At 70.3% G+C, this 11,803-nt stretch carries 10 protein-coding genes; 6 read left to right on the top strand and 4 right to left on the bottom strand.

The window, feature by feature from the left end:
* Nucleotides 1-3 precede the first annotated feature (3 nt).
* The gene (gene rocD / locus ACFZDJ_RS49140; RefSeq protein ID WP_390934754.1) at nucleotides 4-1,209 is read left to right on the top strand and encodes an ornithine--oxo-acid transaminase; all 1,206 of its coding nucleotides are present in this window, start codon (nucleotides 4-6) and stop codon (nucleotides 1,207-1,209) included.
* A gap of 138 nt (nucleotides 1,210-1,347) precedes the next feature.
* On the opposite strand, the gene ACFZDJ_RS49135 is transcribed toward rocD, so the two are convergent.
* Nucleotides 1,348-2,535 carry a glutathionylspermidine synthase family protein gene (locus ACFZDJ_RS49135; RefSeq protein WP_391069396.1) on the bottom strand — a complete coding sequence of 396 codons (1,188 nt, stop codon included), beginning with the start codon at nucleotides 2,533-2,535 and terminating at the stop codon, nucleotides 1,348-1,350.
* Between the two features lie 65 nt (nucleotides 2,536-2,600).
* On the bottom strand, nucleotides 2,601-2,951 hold the full coding sequence (locus ACFZDJ_RS49130) for a hypothetical protein (protein ID WP_385379793.1): 351 nt from the start codon (nucleotides 2,949-2,951) through the stop codon (nucleotides 2,601-2,603).
* Nucleotides 2,952-3,094: 143 nt separating this feature from the next.
* On the opposite strand from ACFZDJ_RS49130, the gene ACFZDJ_RS49125 reads away from it, so the two are divergent.
* Nucleotides 3,095-3,922, top strand: a complete 828-nt coding sequence (locus ACFZDJ_RS49125) for a DMT family transporter (protein WP_390934813.1) — start codon at nucleotides 3,095-3,097, stop codon at nucleotides 3,920-3,922.
* Between the two features lie 132 nt (nucleotides 3,923-4,054).
* Here the strand turns inward: ACFZDJ_RS49125 and ACFZDJ_RS49120 are convergent, their stop codons facing one another.
* Nucleotides 4,055-4,732 (bottom strand): DUF4232 domain-containing protein, encoded by a 678-nt coding sequence (locus ACFZDJ_RS49120; protein WP_391069394.1) that lies wholly within the window; start codon nucleotides 4,730-4,732, stop codon nucleotides 4,055-4,057.
* 518 nt (nucleotides 4,733-5,250) lie between these two features.
* On the opposite strand from ACFZDJ_RS49120, the gene ACFZDJ_RS49115 reads away from it, so the two are divergent.
* Nucleotides 5,251-5,640 (top strand): hypothetical protein, encoded by a 390-nt coding sequence (locus ACFZDJ_RS49115; RefSeq protein WP_391069392.1) that lies wholly within the window; start codon nucleotides 5,251-5,253, stop codon nucleotides 5,638-5,640.
* A 699-nt stretch (nucleotides 5,641-6,339) separates the two neighbouring features.
* Here ACFZDJ_RS49115 and ACFZDJ_RS49110 read toward each other — a convergent pair.
* Nucleotides 6,340-7,119: a DUF3050 domain-containing protein gene (locus ACFZDJ_RS49110; protein WP_385379786.1), complete on the bottom strand. Its 780-nt coding sequence runs from the start codon at nucleotides 7,117-7,119 to the stop codon at nucleotides 6,340-6,342.
* Between the two features lie 220 nt (nucleotides 7,120-7,339).
* Between ACFZDJ_RS49110 and ACFZDJ_RS49105 the strand changes: the two genes are divergently transcribed.
* Genes ACFZDJ_RS49105 through ACFZDJ_RS49095 form a run of 3 tightly spaced genes read left to right on the top strand, consistent with a single transcriptional unit; the run spans nucleotide 7,340 to nucleotide 11,751 of the window.
* Nucleotides 7,340-7,954, top strand: a complete 615-nt coding sequence (locus tag ACFZDJ_RS49105) for a hypothetical protein (RefSeq protein WP_391069485.1) — start codon at nucleotides 7,340-7,342, stop codon at nucleotides 7,952-7,954.
* 30 nt (nucleotides 7,955-7,984) lie between these two features.
* On the top strand, nucleotides 7,985-10,183 hold the full coding sequence (gene pabB / locus ACFZDJ_RS49100) for an aminodeoxychorismate synthase component I (protein WP_391069391.1): 2,199 nt from the start codon (nucleotides 7,985-7,987) through the stop codon (nucleotides 10,181-10,183).
* 2 nt (nucleotides 10,184-10,185) lie between these two features.
* Entirely contained in the window at nucleotides 10,186-11,751 is a 1,566-nt protein-coding gene (locus tag ACFZDJ_RS49095) for an AMP-binding protein (RefSeq protein ID WP_390934815.1), read from the top strand.
* The last annotated feature ends 52 nt before the right edge of the window (nucleotides 11,752-11,803 follow it).

The raw sequence follows: 11,803 nt of genomic DNA, 5'->3' as shown, positions 1-11,803 counted from the left end.
CCCGTGACCACCACCGAACGACTCATCGCCTCCGCAGACGCGCACAGCGCGCACAACTACCACCCGCTGCCGGTCGTCGTGGCGACGGCGGACGGGGCCTGGATGACGGACGTCGAGGGCCGCCGCTTCCTCGACCTGCTGGCCGGCTACTCGGCACTGAACTTCGGACACGGCAACCGGCGGCTGCTCGACGCGGCCCGGGCGCAGCTGGAGCGGGTGACGCTGACCTCGCGGGCCTTCCACCACGACCGGTTCGCCGACTTCTGCGCGCAGCTCGCGCAGCTGTGCGGCATGGAGATGGTGCTGCCGATGAACACGGGCGCGGAAGCGGTGGAGACCGCCGTGAAGACGGCCAGGAAGTGGGGGTACCGCGTCAAGGGCGTCCCCGACGGACGGGCGAGGATCGTCGTGGCGAGCGACAACTTCCACGGCCGTACGACGACGCTCATCAGCTTCTCCACGGACGCGGAGGCGCGGACGGACTTCGGGCCGTTCACGCCGGGCTTCGACATCGTGCCGTACGGGGACCTGGCCGCGCTGCGGGCGGCGGTCACCGAGGAGACGGTCGCGGTGCTGCTGGAGCCGATCCAGGGCGAGGCGGGTGTGCTGGTGCCGCCGCCCGGCTACCTCGCCGGGGTGCGGGACCTGACGCGGGAGCGGAACGTCCTCTTCGTCGCGGACGAGATCCAGTCCGGGCTGGGGCGCACGGGCCGCACCTTCGCGTGCGAGCACGAGGGCGTGGTGCCGGACATGTATGTACTGGGCAAGGCGCTCGGGGGCGGGGTCGTGCCGGTGTCGGCGGTGGTGTCGAGCAGGGAGGTGCTCGGGGTGTTCCGGCCCGGTGAGCACGGGTCGACGTTCGGCGGGAACCCGCTGGCCTGCGCGGTGGCCCTTGAGGTGATCGCGATGCTGCGGTCGGGCGAGTACCAGCGGCGCGCCGCGGAACTGGGTGACCATCTGCACCGGGAGCTGGGGCTGCTGACGAGCACGGGGCATGTCACGGCGGTGCGCGGGCGGGGGTTGTGGGCGGGCGTCGACATCGCCCCCGAGTACGGCACGGGACGCGAGATCTCCGAGCGGCTGATGGACCGGGGTGTCCTGGCCAAGGACACCCACGGGGTCACGGTCCGGATCGCCCCGCCACTGGTCATCAGCAAGGAGGACCTGGACTGGGGACTGGCTCAGCTGCGTGCCGTGCTGGGTGCCTGAGCGCTCCGCTGGAAGCGCGGTGATGAACCCGCGGGCCGTCGGTGGCTGGTCGCGCCCACGCGGCGGAGCCGCATGATGTCGGAGCCCCGCGCCCCTGAGGGGCGCGGGTACCGCAGCGGACGTCGCCGGAGCCGCTTATTAGAGGATCACGTGGGGCAGGAAGCGGGCGTACTCGTCCGTGATCAGCCCGGACGACTCGCGGATGCCGAGCCCCGCCGACTCGCCGTCCACGACCCAGGCGCCCAGGACCACGTGGTTGCCGTCGAACGCGGGCAGCGGGGCCAGCTCCTGGTAGCAACAGGGCTCGTCCTCGCGTACGACGGGGGCGGCGCCCGGCGCGTGCACCGTCACCCCCGCGCCCTCGCGGCCGAGGAGCGGCTTGGCGACGTACCCCTGGGTGGTGGCCAGCTCCCGGGGTCCGTCGAGATGGGCGGGGAGGAGGTTGGGGTGGCCCGGGTACAGCTCCCAGAGGACGGCGAGCAGGGCCTTGTTGCTGAGGAGCATCTTCCAGACGGGCTCGATCCACAGGGTCGTACCCGTACCGCCGCCGTTGTCGAGGGTGTCCAGGACGTGGTCGGCGAAGCGGTCGGTGGTGAGCCACTCCCAGGGGTAGAGCTTGAAGCAGCTGCGGATGAAACGGAGCTGGTTGTCGACGAAGCGGCCGGAGAGGGGGTCCCAGCCGATCTCCTCCACCGAGATCCAGTCGGTGTCGAGGCCCGCCTGCTCCGCAGTCTCCTTCAGGTACGCCACCGTCATGAGGTCCTCGCCGAGTTCGTCGGCGGCGGAGTGCGCGAAGTAGAGGGGGTTGCCCGGCGGGAGGAGGGCGGCCTGCTTCCTCCAGGCGGCGACGAGGCGTTCGTGGAGGGAGTTCCACTGGTCGGCGCCGGGGAAACGGTCCTCCATCCAGAACCACTGGGGGCTCGCCGCCTCGACGAGGGAGGTCGGGGTGTCGGCGTTGTACTCCAGCATCTTGGCGGGAGCCGTGCCGTCGTAGCGCAGGTCGAAACGGCCGTAGACGGAGGGGAGTTCGCCGCGGCGCCGCCAGGCCTCGGCGATCGCCCGCACGACGCGAGGGTCGGTGATGCCGAGGTCGGCGAAACGGTTCTCCGTGACGATGTGCTCGGCCGCCGCCAGGCACATGCGGTGCAGTTCCTCGACGACCTCCTCCAGCGCCTCCACCTCCGGGAGCGAGAAGGCGTAGTACGCGCTCTCGTCCCAGTAGGGGCGCAGGGAGTCGTCCGGGTAGCGGGTCAGGGGGTAGATGAGGCCCTGTTGCTCGACGGTCTGCTGCCAGCCGGCGCGGGGCGCGATGGTGCGGCGTTCCATGGCGTACGGGTCCGATCGGTGCTGGGCGCGCGGCCTGCGGGTGCGGTGACGTGGTGTCGCGTCGCTCAGCCGCCGGAGCTGCCCTTGCCGCTGCCGAAGCCGCCGCGGTCCACGGAGTGGTGGCTGCCGCCGCCGGTGCTGCTGCCGGATCCCTTGCTCGCCTTGGTGAAGGAGCCGCCGTCGATCCAGCCGCTCTTCTTCTTGCCGCCGTAGTACCAGCCGCTGCTGACCGAGGTCTTGGTGGTCTTGCAGTTCTTGTCGGCGACGACCTTGTAACCCTTGGCCGAGGTGTAGCTGTCGCGGTCGACGCAGCGCTTGTCCGGCTCCGAGGAGCAGGCGGTGAGGGCCGCCGCGAGGAGTCCCATGCCGCCGAGTACGACCGTGCCCGAGCGCAGTTGCCGTCGTGTGTCCGCCATCTTCGATCCCCCGTTTGTCGTGACTGTGCGTTCTGTTGAGCGCCCTGCTGGGCGCAAGCGATCAGATTAGGGAACGGCTCTGACAGGTGGGCGGCAGCCCCCTCCTTTTCGGCGTCCCCTACAGTCACTTCGTGCTCTTTGGAATGGTGTGCGCACTTGGCGCGGCGGTCTGTTTCGGTACGGCGACGGTGTTGCAGGCGATCGCCGCGCGGGCGGCGGTCGACAGCGGCGGCTCGGGCGGGGACGCGGCGCTGCTGCTGCGGGCGCTGCGGCAGTGGCGGTATCTCGCGGGCCTCGCGCTGGACGGACTCGGCTTCCTGCTGCAGATCGCGGCACTTCGCTCCATCCCGATCTACGCGGTCGGGGCGGCGCTGGCGGCGAGCCTCGCGGTGACGGCGGTGGTCGCGGCGCGGCTGCTGCATGTGCGGTTGAGCGGGGTGGAGTGGGCCGCGGTGGGGGTGGTGTGCGCGGGGCTGGCGATGCTCGGACTGGCGTCCGGGACGGAGGGCAGCGAGGCCGGGTCCATGACGCTGAAGTACTGGATGCTGGGGACCGCCGTGGTGGTGCTGCTGCTCGGTCTGGTGGGCGGGCGGATGTCCGGGCGGGGTCGGGCGTTGGTCCTCGGCCTCGGGGCCGGGTTCGGTTTCGGCGTCGTAGAGGTGTCGGTACGGCTGATCGACGACCTCGCGCCCGCGACCCTGCTGACCAACCCGGCGACGTACGCGCTGCTCATCGGCGGAGGCGCCGCGTTCATCCTGCTGACCTCGGCGCTGCAACGCGGCTCGGTGACGACGGCCACGGCCGGTCTGGTCATCGGTGAGACCATCGGACCGGCCCTGGTGGGGGTGATCTGGCTGGGCGACCGCACCCGCGAGGGCCTGGCCTGGCTGGCCGTGCTGGGGTTCGTGGTGGCGGTGGCGGGGGCGTTGGCACTGGCACGGTTCGGGGAGGCGCCGGTGGAGGAGGAGTGACGGGGCGACGGGCCCGGCGTTGGGGCATCGCCCTCGAACGCCGGGCACACCGAGGCCTTTAGGGGCGCGAGGAGCTACGCGGCCCCCGGTTCACACTGAGCCCGTCCCGGCGGCGGACGCGGAGACAGGCCGTCAGCCGCCGACGGGGCCGGTGTAGGTGCCGGGGTGCGTGGCGCCGTCCTGGAGCAGGACGCTGCCACCGGGCCAGGCCAGGGTGGTCGAGGTGGTCTCGTTCGGCGGGGTGACGACGACCGAGGTGGCCTTGAACTCGGTGCCGCTGCCCTGGTTCCACGGCAGGAACGTGATGGTGAACGTCGTGCTGCTACCGGCGGCCAGGGTGACCTTCTTGGGCGACGCACCGCTGCGGGTCAGCGACCAGCTGCCGCCGGAGGACTTCAGGTCGACCCCGGGAAAGCCCTGGATGGTGCACGCGGCGGACGTCTTGTTCTTCAGCACCACGGCCAGCTGCTGCTGGTCGTCCGAGCTGCTGACCTTGCCGTCGCCGGAGCCGAACGAGAAGCCCAGCCCGGCGGTGTGGCAACGGCTCGCGCCGGTGCCGCCACTGCTGCCGGTGCCGCCGGTGCTGGTGCTGGTGCCCGTACCGCCGCCGCCCGTGCTGCTGCCCGCATCCTTGGTGGCGCCCGCGTTCTCGGCCGGGGCTCCGCCGGCCGCAGTGGCCGAGGTCGAGGAAGCCGGTGTGGACGACTGGTCGCCCGAGGCGTCGTTGCCGCTGCCGTTCCCGCAGGCGGTGAGCGTCAGGGCCAGCGCGGACGTGGCGGCGAGTGCGGTGGCGGCGTGGAACAGGCGCATGATGGTTCTTCTCCGCTGCATGAGGGGCGCTGACGGGCGCCGCGTTGATCACCACCGTACGAGTGGATTCTCAACAGCCCTGTAACAGCGGCGTCCTGACCTCGCGTCAGCCATCCAGAAGACGTTCAGGGCACTCGTTGGGTTCCGGTGTCCGCGTGCGACCGCAGCCGCCCGCCGCCGCCTGATGAAGCCCGGCACCAGGGTCAGCGCCACCGAGCCCGCCGAAATCCGCGTCCGGGAGATGCACGCCACCTTCGCGGTATGACCGGGTCCAGGACCACGGCCTCGATGCCGCCGTCCACCGGCCGCCACACGCCGACAACATGCCGTCCACCAGCAGGGTGGGCAGTACGCGTCACTGCACGCCAGTAGCAGCGAGAGCATCCCGCAACTGACCTCGTACTGCCGGGAGTTCCCTGTGATTGCCGTCCGCGCCTTCACGCCGCATCGAGGCGACCAGCTGCCAGTTGTCATGATTGATCACGAGTTACTCAAACATGTGGACGATCCGCTCCTTCATGGATACGTTGATCACGCGCTACGCCGCTGACCACGGCGTATTGCCGACGCCAGCAGTATTTGTGCAGCGGTACATCCAGACCTTCGGAGCGACCAAAGCCGCCCAGCCGGAACTCACGTACGAAGCGGTCACCGAGGCAGACTCACCGGCCGATTCTGCCGTAGCTGATGAGACGGACGAGGCCATCGCGGCGGCAGACTCCGCTGCCGTGGCGGATGACGCAGGGACGGCAGCCGATGAGGCCGCGAGCAGCCACTGGAGCGTGGTGAAGTTCGTGGGCCATGACGCGGACGGCCGTTACATCCCTACCCGGCAGGGCGACAGCAAGTTCGGCTGGTCCATTTTTCCGGACCGCACAGCATCCACAACAGCAAGGTCATCAAGGTAGCGGTAAGTGAGCACCCCGAAAGCGGGAGCACGAACACCCGGGAAGTTGTACGGTGCCGTGCTGTACGACCGCCTGGGGATCACTCGATGACGTGGGACGACGCGGGCCTGTCCGATCTGCATGCGCAGCTGGCACATGAAATGCTGAGCCGCGTCACGGCGTTCGCGATCGGGCAGGAAGTTCGGCTCGTGCGTGGTGTCGTGATTGCCCCGGATCGACGCGGCGTCGGCCGGATCGTTCTGTGGGACGGGCAGGAACTGGACACGTCCGTCGCCTTCGACCTGCCACTCACGGACGCGTACGGCGCAAACATCCCGTCAGGGGACCTCGCGGCCGCCTTGCGAAACGTACTGGCCGACTGCCCCGAACGCGAGGTCGAGGAGGAGTCGCGCGACGCCTTCGGAATTCCCGTGATCGACGCCTCCGCCGCTGTCCACGACTTCGTCGGCCAGCCGCGGTTCCACCTCTCGGACGCACTGCAGGCCGCAGCGGCGGCCTTCTCCGTTCCAGCAGAGCCTGACGAGGCCGCGGAGCTGCGCCTGCGCGGCTTCCTGCTTCTCGACCAGGCAACGTGTCGCCTCTATCTGGACACCCCCACATCACGGGACACTCCGCCGATCGGTATCGACCTTCCTCTCCGAGACGAGGAAGGCTCTGTTGTCGTCCCCCCGGTCGGGGGCACCACCGCTGTCCGGGATCTCAGGCCATCGCCTCCACGATCCCGTCCCACAACCGGACCCTCGCCTCAAGGGCCAGCGTCGCCGTTTCGACCGCCTCCTGCCAGCGCGTGTCGTCCGTGCCGCAGAGGTCGGCCACCATCTGCATGGCCATGGGGGTGTGTTCCTCGCCGTCGACCTCGATATGTCGGGCCAGGTAGTCACAGAAGAGCGGGAAGCGTTCGGTGCCCTCCTTCTTGATGACCTGGTCGAACATGTCGGGGATGAGGTCCTCCCGGGAGAAGGCGAACGCGGCCGCCCGGCAGTGCAGGGGCCGGTCCGAGATGATCTCGAAGGTGGTGCGGACGAACTCGGCTGCGGGGCCGGGGACTTGGGCGACCCGGAGTGCCGAGGGCACGTCGTGGCCCTCGGTGACCAGAGCGAGGAAGGTGTCGATCCTGGTCGCGTCGGCGTCCGCCTCGGTCATGCCCGCGCGGTACAGCTCGAAGTGACTGGTGAAGCCGCCGTTCAGTTCGTCGCTCTCCTCGACCAGGACGATGTCGTTGATCAGGCGCCGGCCGACCTCCGTGCCGCGCGGCACCCAGGGGACGTCGACGCAGGTCAGTTCCCGTTGGAGGGACTTCAGGAGCGACATGAAGTCCCATACCGCGAACACATGGTGCGCCATGAACGTCGCCATGTCCTCCCGGCTGCTTATCCGCTGGTAAATCGGATGGGTGGTGACCTCTTTCCGAGCGGGTTCGATCACGGAACGCGCCCGCTCGATTCCCTCGTGGTTCATATTCCAGTCGTACCTGGACATGGGATCTCCTTCTTGGGGACAGATGGGGGGGAAGATGAGGGGGCCGGCTTTGCGGCGGATGGCGATCGTGCAGCTTTACCGACGGGCCCCGCAAGCACTTTCGGAAATTACGGGAGAGTTACCAGGAGTATCGATCGACAGAAGATGTCAAGATAACCAAAAGGTAAACAAAAGGTCACGATCCGGACACTCGAAAAACTTCGTTGAAGATTTGAACGCGCTGTATGCGCTTTCCGTACTCGATAGCGTGACCAGGAATCCCGTAACCGTCACCGTGGCGTATCACGTGATCCCGGGCCGCGAGACCGACTTCCACTCCTGGGGGTGGGCCGTGCTGCGGGCGAGCTCACGCGAACCGGGCTTCCTGGGGGGTGGTGTACTTGCCGACGGAGAGGCGGAGTGGCATGTGGTCTACCGCTTCGACAGCGAGGGGTCGGCCCTGGCCTGGGAAGACTCGATCATCCGGGCGCAGTGGGCCACCCAGGCGGACCCGTTCGCCCGGGAGACGGGCCGGCGGAGCGTGCGGGGCTCCAAGAGCTGGTTCGACGCCCAGACCGGCGCGCCGAAACCGTCGGCCGCACCGCTCCCGCCCGCGAAATGGAAGCTTTGGTTCGTGAATATGAGCGCGGTCTTCCCACCGGTTCTCTTATTCAATCTGCTCGTGATTCCGTATCTCGGCGGTCTCAACCCACTGATCCGTACGCTGCTGCTGTGTCTGTGTGTGACGGCCCTCGTCACCTGGATTCTCATGCCGCGACTTCAGCGATTCTTCAAGAAATGGCTGTACCCACCGCTCCAGGCGCTCCGCGGACGTCACAAAAGACGGACCGCGTAGGCCCGAGAACGATCAAAGGGAGGTGGGCGGGTGAAGACCCTGCTCATCGACAATTACGACTCGTACACGTACAACCTGTTCCAGCTGATCGCCGAGGTCAACGGCGAGGAGCCGGTGGTGATCCTCAACGACGCCGCCCCCGACGGAACAGGCGGAAGAATTCCGGATCTCTCGGAATTCGACAATGTGGTGGTGTCGCCCGGACCGGGGCACCCGGCCGAGTCCCGTGACTTCGGGATCAGCGCCAGAGTGCTCGCCCAGTCCACGATCCCGGTGCTCGGTGTCTGCCTGGGCCACCAGGGCATCGCCCTCGGGGAGCGGGGCCGGGTGCTGCCCGCCCCGGAGCCCCGGCACGGGCATCTGTCGAGAATCCGGCACGACGAGCGGGACCTGTTCCAGGGGCTGCCTCAGCACTTCACCGCGGTCCGCTACCACTCGCTGTCCGTGCGCGAGCCGCTGCCCGAGACGCTGGAAGCCACGGCCTGGTCCGAGGACGGCGTCCTGATGGGACTGCGGCACCGCACCCGGCCGCTGTGGGGCGTGCAGTTCCACCCGGAGTCCGTCCTCACCGAGTACGGCCACCGGATGCTCGTGAACTTCCGCAACCTCACCGCGCAACGCGCCCGCAAGACCCGTACGAAGAACACCGCGGTCACCCCGTCCGCGGCGGCCATCCCCGCCCCGGCCGCGCCCTCCCGCCCCGCGCGGACCGTCCGCCCCGCCCACCGGCTGCACACCCGCCGCATCGCCACCGCCATCGACGCGGAGGCCGCCTTCACCCGGATGTACGCCACCTCCCCGCGGGCGTTCTGGCTGGACAGCGCGCGGGTGGAGGAGGGACGGTCACGCTTCTCGTTCTTCGGTGACGGCTCCGGGCCGCTGTCGGAGTTCGTCCGGTACGACGTCACGACCGGCCACTGCGAGATCGAGCGGGCCGGACGGCCGCCGCGCAAGGTCCGGGCGAGCGTCTTCGACTACCTCAAGCGGCAGTTGGCGAACCGGCGCGTGGACGCCACCGGGCTGCCCTTCGACTTCACCGGCGGATACGTCGGCTACTTCGGGTACGAGACCAAGGCCGACTGCGGCTCCCCGAACCGCCACCAGGCCGAAACCCCCGACGCCTGCTGGCTGTTCGCCGACCGGCTGATCGCGGTGGACCACCAGGAGGGCTTCACCTACGCCGTCTGTGTGGCCGAGGACACCCCCCAGGCCACCCGGGAGGCCACCGACTGGCTCGACGGCGCACTCGCCCAGCTCACCTTCGTCGGCGCCGACCCGCAGCCGTTACCGCCCGCACCCGTGTCGGCCGAGCCCGACCTCGGCGCCGCCGAGCCGTGGCTCGTCCGCGACCGGGCCACCTACCTCGCGGACATCGAGGCCTGCGCGCGTGAACTGCGCGCGGGCACCACCTACGAGATCTGTCTGACCAACGCCGCCCGGCTGCCCGCGCCGCCCGACGCGTACGACTTCTACCGGGTGCTGCGCCGCGTCAACCCGGCGCCGTACGCGGCCTTCCTGCGGTTCGGCGACCTCGACGTGGCGAGCGCCTCCCCCGAGCGCTTCCTGCGGATCACCCGCGGCGGCGTCGCCGAGGCCCGGCCCATCAAGGGCACCGCGCCCCGGGGCGACACCCCGGAGGAGGACGCGCGCCTGCGGGACGCGCTCGCCGCCGAGGCCAAGACCCGCGCCGAGAACCTGATGATCGTCGACCTGCTCCGCAACGACCTGGGCCGGGTCTGCCGGACCGGGACGGTACGCGTCTCCCGGCTCATGGCCACCGAGACCTACGCCACCGTGCACCAGCTCGTCTCCACCGTCGAGGGCCGGCTGCGCCCGGACACGGAGGCGGTGGACTGCGTGCGCGCCTGCTTCCCCGGCGGCTCGATGACCGGCGCGCCGAAGCTGCGCACCATGGAGATCATCGAGACGCTGGAGACCGAGGCGCGCGGGGTGTACTCCGGGGCCCTCGGCTACCTGGGGTGCAGCGGCGGCGCCGACCTCAGCATCGTCATCCGTACCGCCGTACTCGCGGACGGGCTGATGCACCTGGGGGCGGGCGGCGCGATCGTCCTCGACTCCGATCCGGTCGCGGAGTACGACGAGATGCTGCTGAAGACGGCGGCACAGATGCGGGCCCTGCGGGAGCACCAGGAAGCCACCCCGGCAGGGGTGAGCGCCCGTCGGGCGGACACCCCCCGCCGCGCCGCCGTAGAGGAGCCCGCCCGGTGACGATCCCCACGTCCACGCCGACTCCCCAGTCGCCGACCGGCACCCACGCCGACGCCTACGCCCCCGGCAACCTCGCCACCCATCTCGCCGCGCTCGCCGATCGGCGCGGCTGGGGCGACCGGGTCGCCTTCCATCAGGGCCACCGGGCCTGGACGCACGGCGAGGTGCACGAACTCGCGGGCCGCGCGGCCGGTGTGCTCCGCGGGCACGGCGTGGGTGCGGGCGACCGGGTGCTGCTCGCGCTGCCCGACGGCATCGCCTGGGTGGCGGCCTTCCTCGCCACCGCCCGGCTGGGCGCCGTCGCGGTCCTGGTCAACCCCGAACTGCCCCCGGCCGAGCACGCGTTCATGGCCGAGGACGCCAAGGCCGTGCTCTGCGTGACCGGACCGGGCCTGGAGGACCGCTTCACCGACCGTGTGCGTCTCGGCGCCGACCAGCTGATGGCCCTCACCGCCGACGCCGAGCCGGCCGCCGCGCACCCGGTCGACGCGCACACCCCGCTCTACGTCCAGTACACCTCCGGCACCACGGGCCGGCCCAAGGGCGTCGTGCACTGTCACGGCGACCCGAAGACGTACCACGACCTCATCGGCCGGCGGCTGCTGCGGATCACCCCGGACGACGTCACCCTGTCGGTGTCGAAGCTGTACTTCGCGTACGGCTTCGGCAACGCCTTCGTCTTCCCGCTCTTCTCCGGCTCCTGCGCCGTCCTGGTGGACCGGCGTCCGAACCCGGCCGCCGTGGACGAGCTCGTCGCCCGGCACCGGGTCACCCTGCTCTACTCCGTGCCTTCCGCGTACGCCGCCCTCGTCGCCGACCGGGGCAGCGGTCACGCCGCCTGCTTCGCCTCCGTACGCGCCGCCGTGTCGGCCGGAGAGGGCCTGCCCGAGGGGCTCGAAAAGCAGGTCGCCGATCTGCTGGGCGCGCCGGTCCTGGAGCAGATCGGCTCCACCGAGGCCGGTCACGCGTTCTGCGCCAACAGCTTCGAGCACAACCACCCGGGCACGGTCGGCCGACCGGTCCCCGGCTTCGAGGTGGAGCTGCGCGACGACGCCGGCGCGCCGGTGGAGGACGGCGCGCAGGGCGAACTCTGGGTCCGCGGGCCGACGCTGACGCCCGGCTATCTGAACCGGCCCGAGGAGTCGGAACGCACCCTGGTCGGCGGCTGGCTGGCCACCCACGACCGGGCGCGCCGGGAGCCGGACGGCAGCTACCGGCACCTGGGACGCACCGACGACCTGGAGATGGTCGGCGGGATCACCATCTCCCCGCTGGAAGTGGAGGCCGTATTGCGGACCCATCCGGCGGTGAAGGAGGTCGCGGTCGCGGCCATGACCGACTGGCGCGGCTTCAGCCGGCTGCGGGCCTTCGTCGTCCCCGCCTCGCCCCTGCCGCCCGGCCTCTCCGGACTGTCCGGGCCGTCCGGTCTCGAGACCGAACTCGTGGGCCTGGCGCGCGAGCACCTCGCCGCGTTCAAGGTCCCCAGAGCCATCAGCTTCGTCCCGTCCCTGCCCCGCACCTCGACCGGAAAGCTCCGCCGCCACCTCGTCCGCCAGGGCGCCTGGTGACCACCGCGGCACCACGACCACAGACCCGGACCACAGCCACAGCCACAGACCA

It is taken from the genome of Streptomyces sp. NPDC007896 (assembly GCF_042959425.1).
Classification (GTDB): Bacteria; Actinomycetota; Actinomycetes; order Streptomycetales; family Streptomycetaceae; genus Streptomyces.
This window is presented reverse-complemented; position numbering and strand designations above follow the sequence as displayed.

Bases quoted from the DNA above. Each gene is read 5' to 3' on its own strand.
- ACFZDJ_RS49125 (WP_390934813.1), top strand. From the start codon at position 3,095: ATGGTGTGCGCACTTGGCGCGGCGGTCTGTTTCGGTACGGCGACGGTG.
- ACFZDJ_RS49115 (WP_391069392.1), top strand. From the start codon at position 5,251: ATGGATACGTTGATCACGCGCTACGCCGCTGACCACGGCGTATTGCCG.
- ACFZDJ_RS49130 (WP_385379793.1), bottom strand. From the start codon at position 2,951: ATGGCGGACACACGACGGCAACTGCGCTCGGGCACGGTCGTACTCGGC.
- ACFZDJ_RS49110 (WP_385379786.1), bottom strand. From the start codon at position 7,119: ATGTCCAGGTACGACTGGAATATGAACCACGAGGGAATCGAGCGGGCG.
- ACFZDJ_RS49120 (WP_391069394.1), bottom strand. From the start codon at position 4,732: ATGCGCCTGTTCCACGCCGCCACCGCACTCGCCGCCACGTCCGCGCTG.
- ACFZDJ_RS49135 (WP_391069396.1), bottom strand. From the start codon at position 2,535: ATGGAACGCCGCACCATCGCGCCCCGCGCCGGCTGGCAGCAGACCGTC.